The sequence below is a fragment of the Streptococcus sp. HF-100 genome, from assembly GCF_015594635.1.
Lineage (GTDB): Bacteria > Bacillota > Bacilli > Lactobacillales > Streptococcaceae > Streptococcus > Streptococcus vaginalis.
In genome coordinates, this window is record NZ_JADNQV010000006.1 from 34,618 (window position 1) to 55,084 (window position 20,467).

Consider the following 20,467-nt stretch of genomic DNA (forward strand, 5'->3'; position numbering starts at 1 on the left):
ATTATACCTCCAAAGCAAATTTTAAATCTGTGATCAAGTCTTGGCTGTCTTCGATTCCAATGGACAATCGCAATAAGTCATCTGTTAAACCGTAGGATTTCCGCACGTCAGCTGGAATATCTGCGTGTGTCTGAGTCGCAGGATAGGTAATCAAACTTTCTACTCCCCCCAAGCTTTCTGCAAAGGTAAAGACTTTTAACGTATTTAGCAAATGTGGAATAACTGCTTCATTTTTGATTTTAAAGGAAATCATGCTGCCTTTTCCCGGATAGAGAACCTCTTTTACTGCTGGCGAATCTTTCAAGAAAGCTGCTACAGCTTGTGCGTTTTTTGTTGAACGTTCCATACGTAGAGACAAAGTTTTCAAACCTCGAAGCAAGAGATAACTATCAAATGGAGATAAGACAGCTCCTGTCGTATTGAGATTGTAGAATAGATTCTTATAAAGCTCTTTGTTACTCGTCATAAGAGCACCAGCCAGAACATCATTATGTCCTCCTAAGTACTTAGTTGCCGAATGTAGCACAAGATCCGCTCCATTTTCCAAAGGACGTTGATAGATTGGAGTATAAAATGTGTTATCTACAATAACCTTTGCACCTTTTGCATGAGCTTTTTCTGCAATAGCCGCAATATCAAACTCAAGCATTAACGGATTCGTCGGGGTTTCCAGATACACCAAATCTATATCCTCTGTTAAAGCCGCAAGTAATTCTTCTTCCGTATTTGCATATGTAAAGTGAAAGCGCCCTTCTTGCTCCACTTGATGAAACCAGCGAAAAGAACCGCCATAAAGGTCACGAACTGCTAGAACCTTGCTTCCAACTGGAAAAACACTAAAAGCCAAAACAATGGCGCTCATTCCTGAGCTCGTAGCTAATGCATAATCCGCATGCTCAATGGCTGCTAACGTCTTTTCCAAGCTGCTTCGCGTTGGGTTTTTCGTGCGCGTATAGTCATATCCAGTGGATTTTCCAAATTCTGGATGCTGATAGGTCGTTGAAAAATGCAAAGGAGTTGTCAAGGCACCTGTTGCTTCATCTGTTTTAATACCAGCATGAGCTAAAAGAGTATCTAATTGTAATTTTTTATCCATAATAAGCTCCATAAGATCGAAATAGAATCAATCAACCTTTATTATTCTAAGTGATTCTATTGTAACATCTTACGAAAATACTGTGTTTTGTTCTTTTCAAGAGCTAGATATAGTTTTAAACTATACTGACTATTCAAAAAATTATAGAACTTGATTGCAAGAATAGCTATTTTCATTATAGCTTAATTTTTATAATTTTTCTACAACATTAAAAAGCCTTGCAGCCTTTTAATGAATATGAAATTTTTGACGTAAGGTTTGAGCTTTCTCACCGATAAAGCGATCTAACAAACGGACTCGCAAAACCATTGCTCCATAAATAGCCATGCCCAAGCCACCGATGATAACCAAATAAAGCATACTCGAAATGCGTCCACTTGGATGAAAAACAAAGCCAAGTACGACTTCCACAATGGCAATCAAAAGAGCCATAACTGCTGTTAAAATCCCAATCAACAAACTCCGTTTGAAGAGAATGGTTTGATTGAGTCCAGTTACTTGACGAATATGTTGGTACATCAGAATGATTGGAACGATGAGTCCAATTGTCGTTGCCAGAAGCGGTCCATAGGCTCTAAACAGATAAATAAATGGAATTTGCAAAATGAGCTTAACAAGAACTCCATAACCAAAATAGATAATTGCTTTACGATTTTGGAACAGCGCCTGAATCATTGGCGATAAGACAGTATAGACGCCAAGAATAATCGTCTGTAACATAGCAAAAATGAAGAGCCCCAGAGCTAAACTATCTGGTCGTCCGTAGAAAATCGTGTACAAAGGACGGGCTACTAAGACAGAGCCAATCGTTGCTGGTAAAAGAAACAGCAGTAACATACTCAAATTATCTTGAACCAAGCGCGCAGCCGCCTTTAAATCACCTTTGACATAGTTTTCTGTCAGCAAAGGAATTCCTACACCACCGATCGAAGTTGCTACTGCAATCAAAATCATGGTAATCTTATTTGGATTGGCAGAGAAATAACTGAACATAACCACCAGCTGAGAATTGCTATAATTGGTGAACCATTTCATCGTATTGATAAATGTCATCTGGTCAATGATTTGGAAAAGCTGAATAGCAGAACCCGTGATGATAAAAGGAATGGCTTCACGAATCGTATCCACCAGCAAAGCACGGCTGTTGATTTCAGCACTATTAGCCGGTTTGTGTAAGATAGATGTCAAGAGATTGGTTTTCCAAAGAAAATAAACCAAAACCGCCATACTGGCAAACATACCGACAAAGGCTGCAAAAGTAGATTGGGTCACTGCAGCAACATAATCTTTAGAGCCCAATTTCATAATGAAAAATGTTGCAAGCAGCATCCAAATCACACGAATGACCTGCTCGGCAATCTGGCTCATAGCATACGGTTTCAAATTGTTAAAACCTTGGAAAAATCCACGAATAACACTCATGGCTGGAAATACTAGCACAGCCCACGACAGACTCTGCATAACTGGAATCAGCTCTTTCCCAACTCCTGATACACGCGCAAAGAACGGTGATAAGAGATACATGATCACTGCAAAAATGACTCCCAACAAGAGCATGAATTTCAAAAATTCACGAATGAGAGTAAAACTATGATCTTTTTGATCAATCGTATTATACTTGGCAACTTGCTTGGCGACTGCAACTGGAACTCCTGCCGTAGAAATCAGAAGAAACCAAGCATAAATATTGTAGCCCATGGTAAACAAGCCATTGGCTTCTGCACCGTGTTTCCCCATCCAGATATACCAAGGAATGATATAAATTGCCCCTAAAAAACGGCTGATAAAGTTACTAGCTGTTAGCCAAGCTGTCCCTAGAAGCATTTGCTTTTGTTGATTTGTTGTTTGTTGGTCCATACATAACCTCTGAAAATAGTCTCATCTTATTATAAACTTTTCCTTTCCGCTTGTAAAACCTCGCCATTAAGTTTACAATAGAAATATGATAACAATTGAAAACGCATTAAATATTTTAAAAAAGGATCACAATTTCCGCGAGATCATTGACCAAGGACATTTCCTTTATAGAGCTACTGATTTCACATTTGATAATATCAGCTACGACAGCCGTGAAGTGGATGCTTCCACTCTTTTCTTTGTCAAGGGTGACAATTTTAAAAAAGAATTTTTGGAAAAAGCTGTTGAATCAGGCTTACAGTTCTATGTCAGTGAGACGGATTTTGAAGTAACTATTCCGGTGATTCTAGTCAACGACGTAAAGCAAGCCATGAGCCTTCTTGCTATGGAATTTTATGGAAATCCACAAGATAAACTCAAACTGCTCGCATTTACAGGAACTAAAGGAAAGACAACGTCTGCTTATTTTGCCTATCATATCCTCCAACAAAGTCATAAGCCAGCTCTCTTGTCTACCATGAACACGACGCTTGATGGAGAACATTTCTTCAAATCTGTTTTGACAACACCGGAAAGCTTGGATTTGTTCAAAATGATGGCGACAGCTGTTGAAAATGGTCGAACTCATCTCATCATGGAAGTTTCCAGTCAGGCTTACCTGAAAAAGCGGGTTTATGGTTTGACCTTTGATGTTGGCGTTTTCCTCAATATTAGTCCTGATCACATCGGACCAATTGAACATCCGACATTTGAAGATTATTTTTATCATAAGCGACTCCTCATGGAAAATAGCCGAGCTGTGGTGGTCAATAGCGAAATGGACCATTTTGAAGTTTTGGCTGAGCAAGTTACTTCCATGGAACATGATTTCTACGGACAGTATTCAGACAATCAAATTCATCACTCGCAAGCCTTCTCTTTTGAAACAAGCGGAAAGTTAGCAGAGAAATTTGACATTCAGCTGATTGGTCGTTTCAACCAAGAAAATGCGCTTGCTGCTAGCCTTGCCTGTCTCCGCTTGGGTGCTTCCATTGCGGACATCAAGAAGGGAATTGCAAACACACGCGTACCTGGACGTATGGAAGTGCTGACTCAAAAAAATGGTGCCAAAGTGTTTGTGGATTACGCACACAATGGTGTCAGTCTCGCCAATCTCCTATCGGTTGTGCAAGAGCATCAAAAAGGTAGGATTGTTTTGGTGCTCGGTGCAACTGGAAATAAAGGAGAAAGCCGTCGCAAAGATTTTGGTCTACTAATCAATCAACATCCAGAATTGACCGTTATCCTGACAGCAGATGATCCAAATTACGAAGATCCAATTGCCATTGCCAAAGAAATTGCTTCTTACATATCCTTTGATGTTGATATGATTGCTGACCGCGAAGAAGCTATTAAAAAAGCCCTTGGCTTAACTAGTAAAGAAGGCGATGCTGTCATTCTAGCAGGCAAAGGCGCTGATTGCTACCAAATTATAAATGGTAAAAAAGCTAACTATCCAGGTGATTATGCGATTGCAGAAAAATATTTATAGAAACTAATAAAGGTCGAGACAAACGTTTTCGACCTTTAATTATTGAAGAAAAATTACAAATTTATACTAACAAATAGAAATGCACAATTCTTTAGAAATCAAAATCTTGCTTTATGATTTTATTTTCTCCAACTAATCAAAACATACATTAGACTTGATCCATACATATCCGCAAGAGCATGTACGAGGAAGAAAGGCAAGAGATTTTTAACCTTGTATTTGTAAAGGAAATAATAGAGAAGTCCAAAACCAACACCAATCGTCAGCGCCCAGAGCATCCCCTGATAGGTATGGAAAGAGACACGAATAATTGTCGAATAAAGAAGAACCCACCACTTATATTTGTCTTTTACTGAGGTCAATAGCCCCAAGAAGAAAAATTCTTCGTAAAAGCCGTTGAGCAAAGCATAGAGAATCAGCATCGGTGTCAAATCGGTAAATTTACGGAAAATTTCTAGCAGATCAAAGTATTTCCATAATTGCGGATTAAAATAATTATATTCTCCGCTAAGGGTTGTCACCGTGTCTGCCACAATCCCCATCACCGCAAAGATAAAGGGAACCCAAAAGAGTACCGACCACGATAGACGAATCGGCAACTGCTTAAAATCAAAACGGCGAAGTACTAAGTAGGCTATCGTCAAAGCTAACATAAGGAGCTGCCATTCTAGGTTGCTAACATAAGCTGCCCCGTCATTTGCTGTTTTACTAGTTGCATCTGCTACTGCTGCTGTAGTGGACGGAGACAAGCTGGCAAGATAGAGCTCTGTCGAGCGATAGATAAAGCGCCCAAATAGCAAAGCTGTCACGATGACAATATCAAACCATTTCAGATACTTCAACGGCTGAGAGGGCCGAATTTTTGCTAAAAGATTCACTATATATTCCTTTCATGAAACGAAATGATTTAGTGATTACCAAATCTTGCTAAATTTAACTCTTATACCTATAAATTTATCAAAAAAATCTTAAAATTTTATTATTCTATAATTTATCTAATGCTTCCTTTACACGAAAGGTCAATGTTTCCTTATCAAAATCCAACTTTAATTCGTATTTTCTTGCTTCGTTAGGCACGATGTAGCCTAAAATCACTAGAGCATCTACAAAAATATCACGCCGTTTCTGCATCAGCTCAGTTTTTCGACCATATTTTAAGAGGAAGGTCGTCATATATTTTAGAGCATACTCAGGATTTACATCTCCTACCAAGTCATAGAGTTTTTGTTGCTGATTGATCAATGGATATTGTTGTTTCAGCCTGTAAAAATAATTGGAAAGCGTCAACTGCTCTCTGAGAAAATCCGTTTTTTCTACTAAAATAGCTTGATTTGTTTGATTGGTTAAATGCGTCTCAAAACGCATATTCAGCAATTCTTGATAAAGAGGACTGTCATCTCGCACAAAGACTTCCTGATCCAAAGACAAAGCCGTCACATTTTCCAACAGAGGAACGCTTTGATGATAGCGTTTATTTTCCCGAAGCACATAGCCTGCCTTGATATAATCCTCTATAGAGCGATCAATATTGGGAAAATTTGCAAACTCACGCTTTATCTCTCGCAAAGTAACATCGTCATGTTGATCTAAGTAATTTATCAATTCATGAAAAAAGGGCTGACGTGTCAAACGACTGGGATTGATTACTTTAATCATCTAATCTTCCTTTGTAAACTAATTTTTCGGATTGAGCCAATTGGCTAGGATTGGTTCCCGGCTGATGAAGAGGAACAGCTAGCCCCAATTCCTTGTAATACTGCTGCCAAAAAGGAGCAACTTCCTCATCTTCATCACCGAACTGCATAGCAATAGTTCCAAAAATGGGGAGGATTTCCGCAATATATTCAGAACAGTAAAAACCTGTCGTATTTGGATAAAAGCTATTATTATAAGGCTTGTAAAGATGCTGCTCCGCTCTTTCCCAGACAGCTTTCGCATCTATGTCAGGAAAAGCATAAACAGCATAGGATTCATCAACCTGTAAAAACTCTTCTATCGGCTGCTTTATGACCCCTTGCTCACTTGTCGCATGGTACATCCAGCCGTCAAAAAAGATTGCCACATGGTTATACCGCCCAGTTGATTGCTGAATAGCTTCTGCCATATCAGATTGACTAGACACAAAAAGCAAATCCCCGTTTTGTAAATCTTGAGTCTTCATAGAACTATTGTATCAAAAAAGGAGCCGAAACTCCCTTTTTGTTCTATTCTTAAGCATTAAAACTTTCTGTTAATTGCGGAACGACTTGTTTCTTACGAGAAACAGCGCCAGCAAGGAAAGCGTGATTATTTTCAAGAACAAAGTTGAAAGCTGCTTCTACCTTGTCCATATTGCGACCGATTGCCAGGATTTCTGAGTTTGAATTGACAATGTCAGTAATCATTAAAACAAAGTCAGAATAACCATTGGCTGCGTTTGTTTTTTCAATAGCTGCTTCCAGTTCTGCTTGGCGTTCTAAAACTTCTGCAATATCAACTGTGTTGACCTGTGCCACACGAACTTGATTTCCGTTTAATTCAAATGTTTTAGCATCAATATCAATCAATTCTTCGGCAGATTTGCTTGCTAAGTTCGTTCCAGCTTTAAGCATAGCCAAACCGTATTTTTCCAAATCAACTCCTGCAAGCTCTGCCAACTCAGGTGCAATCACTTTATCACTCGGATGAGTGGTTGGTGATTTCAGAAGAAGCGTGTCTGAAATCAAACCTGAGAGCATCAAGCCTGCAAGTTCTTTTGGTACAGCTACACCAGATTCTTTAAACATACGATAAACGATAGAAGAAGCTGAACCAACAGGCTCCAAACGCATATAAAGTGGGCTGGCTGTTTCAAAATTCGCTACACGGTGATGATCCACAACGCCATACACTTCTACTTCTGCAATGTCAGAAATAGATTGTTGAAATTCATTATGGTCTGTTAAAATGACTTGCTCAACTCCTTCTGCTTTGGCAGATGTCACCACACGCGGTGCTTTTACACCAAAAGTATCCAAGACAAACGCTGTTTCTTCATTTGGAGTCCCAAGAGCCACTGCTTCTGTATCCAAGCCATAAGCTTCACGCGCAAGATAAGCAAAGGCCACAGCTGAGCCAATCGCATCTGAATCTGGATTTTGATGACCGAAAACTAAAATTTTAGACATGATCGTACCTCGTAAACTTTTTATATACTTTATTTTAGCACAATTTTAAGATTTTCACAAAGAGAGGAATAGAAAAGCACTTAATCGTCAGTTTTTCTATCTAACTTTTTGAGTGCTGATCAAAATCTCACTTCCTGCTTTTATTAACTATTATGTACGCGGTTCATATACTCGGTATAAGATTCGGTTTTCATGAGTTCTTTGGCATTTTTTACTCGGTCAGCAGTTGGTGGTTTAATACCTTCTAATGGATAAGGAATTCCTAATTCACGCCATTTAAATTCTCCCATTGTATGATAAGGTAGCACTTCAAATTTATCAACTGTTTTTAACGTTTTGACAAACTCACCTAATTCTTTTAAGTCGTCATCACGGTCTGTCAACGTTGGAACCAAAACATGGCGAATCCACATTGGAACACCTTTATCAGACAGATATTTTGCACATTCCAAAATATTCTTATTGGTGTGCCCTGTCACAAATTTATGCTGGACATCATTGATTTCTTTAATATCCAGCAACACTAAATCTGTCACTTCAAGCAGGCGATCAAAAACTTTGAGATACTCTGGTGTATTACGGAACGGCATCGCACAAGTATCTAACGTACAATGAATTCCCAATTCTTTAGCTTTGGTAAAAAGTGCAATCACAAAATTAATCTGCAAAAGAGCTTCACCACCACTTACTGTAATCCCACCTTTTTTACCCCAAAAGCCACGATAACGAAGCGCTTCTTGCAAAACGTCTTCAACCGTTCGCTCTCTTGAATTATTGGTTTCCATTGCCCATGTATCTGGATTGTGGCAATATTGGCAACGCATTTTACAACCCTGTAAAAAGACAATGAAACGGATACCAGGCCCATCAACAGCTCCAAAACTTTCAGTCGAATGGACCATACCTGTTACTTTTCCATAATCAATGACTTCTTTTTCCATCGTCTTATCCTCTTGAAAACGTTTTATAATACTATTATAACACTTCTTTTCTAGATAGAGGGACAATTTGTCTATTTTTTAGAAAATAATCTGTTTTTCAGTTTCATTTTCAATATTTTTCAAAAAAACGAGAGAATCTTAAAACTCTCTCGTTCATCTATTCCTTTTAATCCGTCACTTTCTTTCGCCAAAGGAGGGTTGCACTTAGGATGACAAGCCCTACAACAGCTACTTCAGCACCTGTTGTTCCTGTAGATGGTAAAATTCTCTTTTTAGTTGGTTTATCATCTCTATTTGGTGAAGTTGTGCTGTCACCAGAAGGTTTTGGCTCAGTTGGTTGAGTCGGCGTCGTGTCATCTTTTTTCTGACTAAAGTCAAGCTGTGCAATGACGGGATCATGGTCTGATGCCCGACCGTGTTCTTCCATGAAAGAAGCATTAATGTGAACTGGTGAGAACACTGTTTTATCAGCAATATTTTTTGAAACAAAGATATTATCTAAACTTTGATTGCTGCCACGGTAGAAGTAAGAATACCGATCAGCTGCATCATGATTGAGCATCATATTTACCAATTCATTACCAGCCACTGCTTTGGCAGTTTCTGAAAATTCAAAGTCATTAAAGTCACCAGTTAAGACAAACTTCAAATTTGGATTTTGCTTCAACCCTTCTTTTACAAAGGCATTCAGCAACTTAGCTTGTTCAATCCGTTGTGCCAATGTATTTTGTACTGCAGGTTGTTTTGAACCATAAACCGCATCGTCCCCGAGCTTGGATTTCAAATGATTGGCAATCACGACAATCCGTTCGCCTTTAAATTCAAACTCAGCTGCTAAAGATTTTCTAACTTTTTCAAAGACTGGATTAGCTGGGGCTATTCTGGCAGGATTTTTCACCAAATGACCGTCTTTGAAAGTAGCCGCTTCTGTGCTACTTCCTGCTTCACGTTCTACTAGCTTCACTCGTTGAGGATTGTACAAGAAAGCTACACGAATATTGGAACCGGGTTTTCCTCCGTCTGCACCGTCAACAGGAGCTATTTCGACATACTTATACTCTTTGCCACCTAATTGTTTAATCTTAGCAGCTAACTTTTCCCCGCTTTCAACACCACTTACTGTGCCGTCATTGACACTTCCGTTATTATCTTGAACTTCTATGAGTGTGATAATATCAGGACTATGGATTTCATTGATAAAGGATTTGGCAATTTTCTCCACTTTTGCGTCAGGTGTTTCGCCCGCTGCATTGTTCGCCGAGAAGTTTTCAATATTGTAAGAAGCAATCGTCAATTTATCTTCACTTGGGTAAAGTTTAGAAACTTCTCTTTGCAAACCACCGTCTTGCAAAGCTGGCAATTGGGTCGGCTCTAACTTAAAGACTTTACTGCAATAACTCACTACTCCAACAACATCTTCATTAAAGTAATCTTTGGCTTTGACAACAAACTTATTTCCTACATAAACTGGAATGGTTGCCGTATTTTGCACATTCGGACGTAAATTAACACCACCGATATTATTTAACGGTAATTCTTGATAGCCAGCAGGCAACAGATAGATATCCCCGCGATATTGTGGTCCAAGCACATGAGGTTTTTTAACTGCTGTCAACATGCCTTCAAGACTTTCCCAATAGTCCAAGGCGTCATGCTCTGGATCGTAGACAGTCGGAGTATTGTCTACGATATCTTTTGGCATACGCTCTGAAATATTGACTGGTTCTGGTAGTGCGGCTGTACCGTTTTTCGTTACCTTAGAAGCAAACAATTGTGTTACAGTTAAGCTGTCAATTGGTTTACGGAAAGTTTGCCCCGGACGGACGCTGAGCGACTCCATGTAGCCTTCTTTAACTTCACCTTCAATCGTCAATCGGTCTCCAACAGCTACTTTTTCCTTTGAAACTACATAGATAGCATCTGAAGTCTTTGCGTTCCCGTCAGCTTTTATGTCTTGTGCATAAAAGCCATATCGATCCGTTTTAGTGACGACTACATTTGACACGCGCACCTTTTTCCCATTATAAGGCGATTCATGCGCTTCGCCTTGAATTTGACCAATATTGGCTACCTCGGTAAATTCAGAAATAGTGGCTCTTGCTTCACTGCTTGAAGCTTCTGTCTTAGGTGTTTCTTCGCTTGTGCTACTTGGCTCATTCGTACTACTCGTACTGTTTGCCGAACTTTCAGAAGTTGTTTCTGATGATTGCGACTGAGTTGTCGAAGCAACAGAACTAGACTCTGAAGTCGTTGTTACAGAAGTTTCTGAACTTGAAGAGCTCGCCTCATTTGCCTGAACAACAGGACTTAGAACGCTACTAGCTAACAAAATAGCTGTCGCAAACAATACAGGCAATTGTTTTGAAGTTTTTTTCATATATTCTCCTTTACATCATAATTTGGAAATCAAATTTCCTTGAGATGTATTTCTACCGTAATTATTATAAATAAAACAAAAGGACAATGCAAACGCTTTCTCTTGGATTTAAAAAAATCGGCTGAACAATTCAGTCGATTTTAGGATTTATTGCTGCATTTAGTGTTTATTTACAATGATTGCCAAACTTTCATAAGGTCTTAATGTTACAACTTCTGCTGTTTGAGCTTCTTCATAATTGGAAAGGAGCACTTCGCCATTTTGATACTCTGGTAAAATATCTATCGTAATCGGATCTGGATAAAAGTTATTGAGTACCAAAAGTTTTTCGTCACCTAATTGACGCTCGAAAGCATAAACTTGCTGACTGTCTTCATAAACTGGTCGATAGCTGCCTTCGGCAATGATAGGAAGTCCCTTGCGAAGGGCAATCAGTTTTTGATAGAAAGTGAAAATCGGTCCTTGCATCTCATTTTCAACATTGATTTCAGGATAAGATTTCCCTGCTTTAAGCCAAGGACTGCCTGTCGTAAAGCCAGCATTTGCTGAATCACCCCACTGCATGGGAGTGCGAGAATTATCGCGAGATTTGGCCTGAATAATTGCAAAAGCTTCTTCTGGTGTTTTGCCTTGCTCCAGCAGCATCTGATAGGCATTGATAGACTCCACATCCACATAATCTGCCATAGAGTCATAGTCTGGATCCACCATGCCGATTTCTTCTCCCATATAAATATACGGCGTGCCGCGAGATAGATGAATGCTGGCCGCAAGCATGGTTGCTCCTTCATTGCGGAAATGCTGAACATCAACAAAACGATTTAAGGCACGTGGCTGGTCGTGGTTGTTCCAAAATAGAGCACTCCAGCCATCATGGTCACTCATTTCCTTGCCCCACGTATGGAAAAGACGCTTGAGTTCCTCGAAATCAAATTTTTTCAAGCTCCATTTTTGACCATTTTCATAATCCACCTTCAAATGATGGAAATTGAAAGCCATAGACAATTCGTGACGTGCCGGATCTGTATAGAGAATGCAGTTTTCAATAGTAGTCGCACTCATTTCTCCGACAGTTATAAATGAGTCAGCCTGTCCGAAAGTCGCTTCATTCAGCATGTGCAGGTAGTCATGTACAATGGGCTTGTCCGTATAGGCAGGCTTACCATCATTTTCCGGACAGTTTTCCAACACCTCATCTTTTCCAATCAGATTGATGACATCAAAGCGAAAACCCTTGACACCCTTGTTCCGCCAAAAATTGACAACTTTGAAAAGTTCTTTGCGGACATGAGGATTGCGCCAGTTGAGATCAGCCTGCGTCACATCAAAGAGGTGCAGGTAATACTTGCCCGTTGTTCCAAAAGGCGCCCAGGCGCTGCCGCCAAACTTAGACAGCCAGTCTGTCGGCTCATCACGCAGAAAGAAAAAATCTTGGTAGTACGGATCGCCAGCTAAAGCTTTTTGAAACCATTCATGCTCGGTCGAGCAATGATTTAAGACCATATCCAGCATGAAGTCAATGCCGTATTCTTTCCCAACTTGGACCATCTCTTCAAAGTCAGACATCGTCCCAAAAAGAGGGTTGACAGCCGTATAATCTGAAATATCATAACCATTATCACGCTGCGGGCTGGGATAGAAAGGATTGAGCCAGACCATATCCACTCCTAATTCTTTGAGGTAAGGAATTTTCTCAATAACGCCTTGAAAATCTCCTAGCCCATTGCCAGTCGTGTCTTTAAATGATTTTGGATAAATTTGATAGACGACTTTTGTCTTATCTAATGCCATTTGTCTTCCTTTTCTATTTTCTAAAAGAAAGAGGCGGGGCTTGCGCTCCTCCCCTTTATCGTTACTTTTATTCTTTGTACGAGCCTTTTTGCCTCTCGTTAAGAGATTGCTGCTTGGATTTCCAGTAGTGAGGCAAATGGATTACTGAGATAAATTTGTCCATTCGTTAGATAAAATCCTGCTCACCATAGATCGTATCAAACATTTTACCCGATTCGAGTAGCTGTCATCAGCTTATCTCCACGTTCGACAGTCCGCGGTAATGTTCTCTGTTCATCAGCCTGAAATTGCTCTTGATTTGTGATAATCACAGGTGTTTCAGTCACTAAGCCAGCTTCCTGAATAGCTGCTATATCAAAACTAACCAGTTTCTGACCTACGCTCACTCTGTCTCCTTGAGCCACATGAGCTTCAAAACCTTTGCCGTCGAGATTAACTGTGTCCATACCGATATGCATGAGTAATTCGACACCTTCATCTGACACGATTCCAACAGCATGATTGGTTGGGAAAAGCACTGATACCGTCCCGTTCACAGGGGCCACCAGTTCTTCCTCACTTGGAAGAATGACAACTCCTTGTCCCATCACGCCTTGAGCAAAGACAGGGTCGGTTGCTTGGCTTAATTCTTTGACTTCTCCAGCCAGTGGGCTAGCAATTTCTGCAAAATCTACTTTTGGAGCGGCTTCTTTTGCTTCGTCAATGGCTTCAATTTGCGGTGATTTGACACTTTCATCTTCTGTCTTTGTAAACATGCCTGTCTTGCGGAAGAAGAAAGTCAAAATCATCGGTACTGCAATAGCTACTAACATAATAAGGAAGAATGGAAGCATGTATTTAGCTTGGATAGATAAGATACCTGGAATTCCACCGATTCCGATAGCATTGGCTGTTACGTTAAAGGTTACGGATAAGAGACCTGCGATAGAAGAACCAATCATCCCTGCCACAAATGGGTAGACGTACTTCACGTTGACCCCGAAAAGGGCTGGTTCTGTAACACCTAGATAAGCAGAAATCGTTGCTGGCAGAGAAATCTGTGCTTCACGTTCATTATGACGGTTCATCAGATAGTAAGCAAATACAGCTGAACCTTGAGCGATATTGGACAAGGCAATCATTGGCCATAGCGCCGTGCCGCCTGTATCTGCAACCAGCTGTGTATCAATGGCATTGGTCATGTGGTGCAGACCAGTGATAACAAACGGAGCATAGAGGGCACCAAATATCGCACCAAAGAGCCATTTAACAGGACCAGTCAGACCAGCAAGCACCGCTGTTGACAGCCATTGTCCAAGTGTCCAACCAATTGGACCAAGGACTGTATGCGCTAGAATCAAAGCTGGAATCAAGGATAAGAATGGCACAAAAATCATGGACACAACTTCTGGAATGCGTTTGCGCCAGAAGATTTCAAGATAAGATAGCGACAATCCTGCAAGCAGAGCTGGAATAACTTGTGCTTGGTATCCAATTTTTCTAACTGTGAAGAAACCAAAATCCCATACCCAGTTTTTAGCAATTTCTGAAACTGGCGTACCAGCTACTGCATAAGCGTTAAGTAACTGAGGAGACACCAGACAGATTCCCAAAACGATACCGAGGATTTGGCTGGTTCCCATTTTACGAGAAACAGACCAGACAATACCAACTGGCAAGAAGTGGAAAATCGCTTCACCCGGCAGCCACAAGAATGAGTTTACTCCGCTCCAGAACTGTGATACATCCACAATCGTATTGTAAATCGGAGTACCGTCTTTAGCAAACTGAGCAACACCGTCAACCATTTTTTGACCGAGTGCCTGAATCTGTACACCTTCCAGAATATTGCGGAAACCGAGAATCAGCCCCCCAACGATAATGGCTGGAATAATTGGAGTGAAAATTTCCGCCAGCATTGTCATGACACGTTGTACTGGATTCTGATTGCTTTTGGCAGCAGCTTTGGCTGCTTCTTTTGATACTCCTTCAATCCCTGAAACAGCTGTAAAATCATTGTAGAAAATCGGCACATCATTTCCGATAATGACTTGAAACTGCCCTGCATTTGTAAAAGTTCCCTTTACAGCTGGAATGGCTTCAATTGCTTTTACGTCTGCCTTCTTTTCATCTGCCAATACAAAGCGCATCCGAGTTGCACAATAGCTGACTGCTGAGACATTCTCCTTGCCACCGATAGCATCTAATAGCGTCTTGGCGTCTTTCTCAAATTTTCCCATTTTCTGTTTGGCTAGGCTTAACCTAACACTCTCCTTCTTTTTTTCATCATTGTACAATTGATTGATACATTTATTGTAAACGATGCCAAAGATGTCTGCAAGTTGTTTGTAGCAAAAAAGGCTCTTTTTTGGTAAAATTTATTTAGTTGTATGCTAAAAAGAAAACAAGTGAGGATATCATGAAAAAATATGAACAAATTTTTAAACTCTTAGAACAAGATATTCTAAACGAGAAATATCAGATGAATGATTATCTTCCTAGCGAACACGAACTTGTCCAGGCCTACAAGGTCAGCCGTGACACGATTCGTAAATCGCTTGATTTGCTTCAAAAAGCTGGTCTCATTCAAAAAATGAGAGGTCAAGGCTCTAAAGTCATCCAACAAGAACAGATTGACTTTCCCGTTTCCAACCTAACTAGTTACCAAGAACTTGTCCGGCAACATGGAATGAATTCTAAAACCAATGTCATACAGTTAGAAAAAATTACAGTTGATAAAAAATTATCCAGTCTTACTGGTTTTCCTGAATACCGTCTGATGTGGCGGATTATTCGCCAAAGGGTCGTTGACGGGATTGCCTCCGTCTTGGATATTGATTACCTTGATAAGAGTTTTGTCCCTTCTATTAGCCGTGAAATTGCAGAGCATTCAATTTATGCTTATTTAGAAGATGAACTGGGACTGCACATTTCTTACGCCCAAAAAGAAATCACAATTGATCCAGCCACTAATCGCGATAAAATATTGATGAACATTGGAAATGACCACCATGTCGTCTCTGTCAAATCCAAAGTTTATCTTGCAGACGGACAGCAATTTCAGTTTACAGATAGTCGTCATAAACTCGAAAAATTCCGTTTCGTTGACTTCTCCAAACGGCAAAAATGATCATGACCCTTCACAAAATTCACTCTTCAATATTAAAAATAAAGGAAGAATGTCGTTGTCATCAATCTGCTTCCTTTATTTTTAATGTCATTCACATATTTATAAAAAGTAAAGTAAACTTATCAATTTTTGAAAAACGAAAGAAGCTGAGACTATTTCTCAACTTCTTCCTCTTCTTCTACTATTTCAGAAACTTCTACTTTGAGCTTTGTCACACGTCCATTTTTTACCTTATCATTGGTTAAAATGAGCTTTTTGCCCTGACTTTCCACTTCATAACTCAAACGCTCTTTCACGTCGGGTATCGAACCTACGCCCGTCAAATAATAACCCGCAATGGTATCAACGTCATCACTTTCCAGTTCAACTTCAAAATACTCGTTAAAGTCATTCAAACTCATGGTTCCAAGGACGAAATAAATATGGTCAGAAACCTGATACACCTCTACTTCAGCCTTATCTGTTTCATCATCTATCTCACCGACAATTTCTTCCAGTAGGTCTTCCAACGTTACCAGACCAGACATACCACCATATTCATCTAACAATATCGCCATTTGATTTTGCGTATTCCGCAACTCTGTCAGCAAATCATCCACGAAAATCGTTTCTGGCACAAAGAGCGGTTCCTGCAAAATTTTTCGTAGTACAATATTATCAAAACCATTAGTAAACGCCTCATTTAACAGACGTTTGGTGTGAATAAGTCCAATAACATTATCCTTGTCATCATCATAGACTGGGATTCGTGAGAAATTCTGCCTCAAAATACTTTCGATAATTTCCTTGGTATCATCATTGATGTCCACCATAAACGCATCGGTACGCGGCACCATTACCTCACGCGCCACCATCTCATCTAGTGAAAAAATCCCCTGCAGCATTTCAATTTCATCTGCATCCAATGTTTCTTCACTATTGGTCAGCATATACTCAATCTCATCACGTGTCATTTTCTCATCTGCATCATCAAAAGTCATGGGAGTGATTCGACTGAGCAGATTGGTAGAGGCTGATAAAAGCCAAACAAAGGGACTGACAATTTTTCCCAAAAAGATGATAACTGGCGCTGTACGAACCGCTAGGGAATCTTTGAGGTTCAGAGCGATTCTCTTTGGATACAATTCACCAAAAACAATCGAAATATAAGTCAAAATAGCAACAGATAAGAAGCTTGCAATAGCTCTTGCGGTCTCAGAATTTCCCATCCAAGAAGCAATTTCCCGACCGAGTGTATTAGCCAAACTAGCTCCTGACAAAATTGTAATCAAAGTAATTCCAACTTGAATGGTGGATAAAAAGTGATTAGGTTTTTCCAAGACTTTTAACAAACGAATGTATTTTGCATCGCCTTCTTCAGCTTTTTGCTCTACACGAGCGCGATTTAAAGATACCATCGCCATCTCTGCTGCTGAAAAAAAGGCATTTAAAAGTGTTAAGACTAGTAATAGTAAAGCTTGCAGTAACAAGGTCTGACTGCTAGGGTCTTCCATGAATGTTCTCTCCTCATATATAAGTAATCTTAATTATAGCATACTTTTTGACTTCTTGCACAGGGAGTGTTAAAAAGAAAGTTTGAAGGAAGATTGCAAAGAAGAAAATCGATTGTTTAGGCTTCTAAATTTTGCAGAACTGTTTCCAAGCGTGAAATTGCATCAACAGGAAGTGCCGTTTTAGGGTATTTTTGATTAAAGGCAAGCAAGAAGTTCAGCCGTACTTGCATTCTTTCTCTAAGTAATTGTTTGTAGCGAGCATCAAAATTTGGAATAGGATAGCCTTCACATTCCATGTATTCGAATCCTTCCAACGGTCCAAATGGTTTAAAATCTGCTTCTTCATCAACAATTTTTTCAATAATACTCAGACTGACCTCTTTTGAAATTCCCCTGCCCATATAAAATCCAGTATTGATGATATAGCAGTCGACACCAGATTCAAAGAGACTACGGAATTTCCGATAATCTTCCACCAAGGGATACACTCTAAATGGATTGGCATAAGGTTCAATCACCAAATCATCATGCTTGCCAATCACATTTTCAGCATTGGAACGCTTGGTCATCAAAGTACAGCCCATCGTAGAAGCCATCAGCGGATCGTTGATTTTGACTAACGGTGGGAGAGAATCATCTTTCATAATCCAGAAAATGGCTTGAATCGACTCATCAATTCGATCGACCCGATTTGGTGTTGCAAAGCGAGACTTGACTGTCCGACCATTTCCATTTCGAATGTCCTCTGTCACTAATTTTTTTAATCCATTGTCATCCAGTGTCACACCACAATTCTGAACTGTTACAAAAAAGTCCTGCTCCCTATGCCCAATGGAATAGTCATTTGTTTTATCAAAATAGGACGGTTCCAAAGCAATGGAAGAGCCATCTTTGACAGAAATAATAAAGGCGTCATCATGCAAAACCTTAATATCATATTTTCCATTATGTTTTGCATGTGTCAGCGTGGATTTTCCTGAGCCAGATAAACCAAAGAAAGAAGCTACATAATCTTGTTTATCCGCTTCTTGTTTAAAAATTTTCAAGCCGCCATGACACGCCACATAACCATTTCTGGCAGCTGTTGCCCAAGCTAAGGTTAAGGTTGCTTTTTTTAACTCACCAAAGTAATTTAAGCCCAAAATAATGACACAATTGTGCTGAGTATCAAAATAAACCAACCCTTCAGGATAATCTGGATGCTTCCATTTGGGGTCAAAAAAGACAAATATATCATTTTCATCGTACTTTTTAGAAACTCTCAAACGATTTTTAAACTCTTCATCCAAAATTTGGAAATTTAAAAGCCACGAATACAGGTTGTTAATTTCATCCTCAGGAACCATAAGATGAGCACAAGCCATGAAGGCTTCATCAAGTCCTACAACTGCATCTGCCTTATAAAATTTTCGATGATGAGCCTGATAAATTGCACTGCGTACTATCGAAAGCAACTTCTCATCTTCCTCACTGTCCCTACCAAAAATCCGTCGAGCTTTAGCCGTTCGACCAACGACTGCTCCAGAATTCGTTAATAAAACGCGAGCATAAGAAGGCAAGCCCAATTCCTTTGTATGAATGACAGGCATATCTAGGACAACTGTTCCAGCAGCTGCGGAAGCCAATTGATAGGCTTCTTCCACTGTTTTTATTGCAACAACCTGATTTTCATAAAAAGCTGTTTCAATTATCGCCTTCAAGGGAGAAAAATAAGAAGAATCTTTTCTTATTTCCTGCGGAGAATATTTACGACGTGTTACCATAAGTGTACCTCCTCTATCTTATTAGTTCTATTTTAGCATAAAAATACACTTATGGTTTTAATAAAACGTATTAGAAAAAAAGGAGTGGAATTCCAAACTAAATTTTTGTTGCATTTAGTTTGCTTCCACTTCCCTATATTCATCATTCTAAAACATTAAGACATAGTCCTTCTGAATGTCTATTCATCTTTCAGACTTTGAAATTATTCAGCGTCCTGCTCTTATTTATTAATAATTCCGTACTCCTCATTTTTCTTTTGCTCCTGTGCAGCTCGATGATTATCATATAAATTCGCTAGGAATTTTGCAATTTCTTTCAAAATAGAATAAATCGGAATCGCTACAATCATCCCAACAATCCCATAAATATTACTTGACAAAAGCAAGAGAACCATAATGGTAATTGGATGCACCTTCATCACGCCACCTACAATCCGTGGATAGAGAATATTTCCGTCAATTTGCTGCACAATCAACATATATATAACTGCAATCACCATTTTTTTCGGATCAGCAATCAGATAAGTGATAATCATCGGAATCAACCCAATGCTTGGACCCACATAAGGAATAAGATTAGCAATCATAGAAAAAATAGCAAATATCAAAGCATATTTCAGACCAATAACACTATAGCCAATGAAAGCCAACGTTCCAATAATAAACGCATCAATCGAAATCCCACTAATATACCGAGCAATCGTTGCATTAAGATTGGTCAATAATTTCGTGATGTTGAGCTTATCCCGCTTCAAAACAGTTCTTTCCAACATGGGCAGTAATTTATCCCCGTCAATCAAGAAATAGACCAAAAAGATCGGTGTCATGATGAGAATCAAAAATGTATTCACTACTGCCGAAACGACACTCCCCAGACTATTGGTGACACTATTTAAAATATTTTGCAAAATATCCACATAAGACAAATTTAACTGCTTAATAATAGACTGGATATTCAGATTTTTAAAGAGGGAGTGCTGCGATAACTGGTTGATCCAATTTTGCAATTCTCCATAAACATTTTGACTAGAAGAAATCAAACTTGTCAACTGCGTAATCAAAATAGGTAGCAGATAAATAATGCCCAGAGCAATAATCCCAAACAAGAGAACCAAGGTAATCAAAATTCCAAAAATCCTCTTAATTTTCAGCTCTTTCTCCAGGAATTTCACTAAAGGATTCGTCACATAGTACAAAAATCCCGCAATTAGAAAAGGAATTAAAACCGTATTTAAAACGCTCACAAAAGGGGAGATCAGGCCGTCCATTTGCCGCCAGATAAAAAAGATAATGGTTAGTAGTAAGACTTCTGTTGTCCAAAAAAATAACTTACTTTTATGAAACATACTGTTCCTCCTATCAG

Annotated in this window: 15 protein-coding genes; 2 read left to right on the plus strand and 13 right to left on the minus strand. The window is 39.4% G+C overall.

All coding sequences use genetic code 11. The features are described from left to right. Position 1 precedes the first annotated feature (1 nt). Positions 2-1,096 carry a cystathionine gamma-synthase gene (locus tag IYQ23_RS06715; RefSeq protein WP_195674450.1) on the minus strand — a complete coding sequence of 365 codons (1,095 nt, stop codon included), beginning with the start codon at positions 1,094-1,096 and terminating at the stop codon, positions 2-4. 228 nt (positions 1,097-1,324) lie between these two features. Further along, on the minus strand, positions 1,325-2,953 hold the full coding sequence (locus IYQ23_RS06720) for a putative polysaccharide biosynthesis protein (protein WP_195674451.1): 1,629 nt from the start codon (positions 2,951-2,953) through the stop codon (positions 1,325-1,327). 85 nt (positions 2,954-3,038) lie between these two features. Between IYQ23_RS06720 and IYQ23_RS06725 the strand changes: the two genes are divergently transcribed. Beyond that, the gene (locus IYQ23_RS06725; protein WP_195674452.1) at positions 3,039-4,484 is read left to right on the plus strand and encodes a UDP-N-acetylmuramoyl-L-alanyl-D-glutamate--L-lysine ligase; all 1,446 of its coding nucleotides are present in this window, start codon (positions 3,039-3,041) and stop codon (positions 4,482-4,484) included. A gap of 119 nt (positions 4,485-4,603) precedes the next feature. Here the strand turns inward: IYQ23_RS06725 and IYQ23_RS06730 are convergent, their stop codons facing one another. The 8 genes from IYQ23_RS06730 to treP all read right to left on the minus strand — a co-directional run bounded on the left by IYQ23_RS06730 (position 4,604) and on the right by treP (position 14,958). Then, positions 4,604-5,362, minus strand: coding sequence for a CPBP family intramembrane glutamic endopeptidase (locus tag IYQ23_RS06730; RefSeq protein ID WP_106082935.1), 759 nt, complete (start codon positions 5,360-5,362; stop codon positions 4,604-4,606). A 106-nt stretch (positions 5,363-5,468) separates the two neighbouring features. Next, positions 5,469-6,140, minus strand: coding sequence for a DUF1803 domain-containing protein (locus IYQ23_RS06735; protein ID WP_195674453.1), 672 nt, complete (start codon positions 6,138-6,140; stop codon positions 5,469-5,471). Beyond that, positions 6,133-6,645, minus strand: a complete 513-nt coding sequence (locus tag IYQ23_RS06740) for a YiiX/YebB-like N1pC/P60 family cysteine hydrolase (protein ID WP_195674454.1) — start codon at positions 6,643-6,645, stop codon at positions 6,133-6,135. Before IYQ23_RS06740 ends, IYQ23_RS06735 begins: the two co-directional genes overlap by 8 nt. A gap of 49 nt (positions 6,646-6,694) precedes the next feature. Beyond that, positions 6,695-7,630: a manganese-dependent inorganic pyrophosphatase gene (locus IYQ23_RS06745; protein ID WP_003025664.1), complete on the minus strand. Its 936-nt coding sequence runs from the start codon at positions 7,628-7,630 to the stop codon at positions 6,695-6,697. A gap of 143 nt (positions 7,631-7,773) precedes the next feature. Then, positions 7,774-8,571, minus strand: a complete 798-nt coding sequence (pflA, locus tag IYQ23_RS06750) for a pyruvate formate-lyase-activating protein (RefSeq protein ID WP_195674455.1) — start codon at positions 8,569-8,571, stop codon at positions 7,774-7,776. Between the two features lie 166 nt (positions 8,572-8,737). After that, complete coding sequence (locus tag IYQ23_RS06755; protein ID WP_195674456.1) at positions 8,738-10,948, minus strand: endonuclease/exonuclease/phosphatase family protein; 2,211 nt, start codon at positions 10,946-10,948, stop codon at positions 8,738-8,740. A gap of 159 nt (positions 10,949-11,107) precedes the next feature. Next, a complete protein-coding gene (treC, locus tag IYQ23_RS06760; RefSeq protein ID WP_195674457.1) occupies positions 11,108-12,739 on the minus strand; it encodes an alpha,alpha-phosphotrehalase in 1,632 nt (543 codons plus the stop codon). Positions 12,740-12,945: 206 nt separating this feature from the next. After that, positions 12,946-14,958 (minus strand): PTS system trehalose-specific EIIBC component, encoded by a 2,013-nt coding sequence (gene treP / locus IYQ23_RS06765; RefSeq protein WP_195674458.1) that lies wholly within the window; start codon positions 14,956-14,958, stop codon positions 12,946-12,948. Positions 14,959-15,137: 179 nt separating this feature from the next. Between treP and treR the strand changes: the two genes are divergently transcribed. Next, the gene (gene treR, locus IYQ23_RS06770; RefSeq protein WP_126466553.1) at positions 15,138-15,848 is read left to right on the plus strand and encodes a trehalose operon repressor; all 711 of its coding nucleotides are present in this window, start codon (positions 15,138-15,140) and stop codon (positions 15,846-15,848) included. A gap of 152 nt (positions 15,849-16,000) precedes the next feature. Here the strand turns inward: treR and IYQ23_RS06775 are convergent, their stop codons facing one another. From IYQ23_RS06775 to IYQ23_RS06785, 3 genes are all read right to left on the minus strand, one after another. After that, positions 16,001-17,341, minus strand: a complete 1,341-nt coding sequence (locus tag IYQ23_RS06775; RefSeq protein WP_049507515.1) for a hemolysin family protein — start codon at positions 17,339-17,341, stop codon at positions 16,001-16,003. A gap of 116 nt (positions 17,342-17,457) precedes the next feature. Then, a complete protein-coding gene (locus IYQ23_RS06780) occupies positions 17,458-19,104 on the minus strand; it encodes a phosphoenolpyruvate carboxykinase (ATP) (RefSeq protein WP_195674459.1) in 1,647 nt (548 codons plus the stop codon). A 221-nt stretch (positions 19,105-19,325) separates the two neighbouring features. Then, positions 19,326-20,450 (minus strand): AI-2E family transporter, encoded by a 1,125-nt coding sequence (locus tag IYQ23_RS06785; RefSeq protein WP_003028351.1) that lies wholly within the window; start codon positions 20,448-20,450, stop codon positions 19,326-19,328. Between the last annotated feature and the right edge of the window lie 17 nt (positions 20,451-20,467).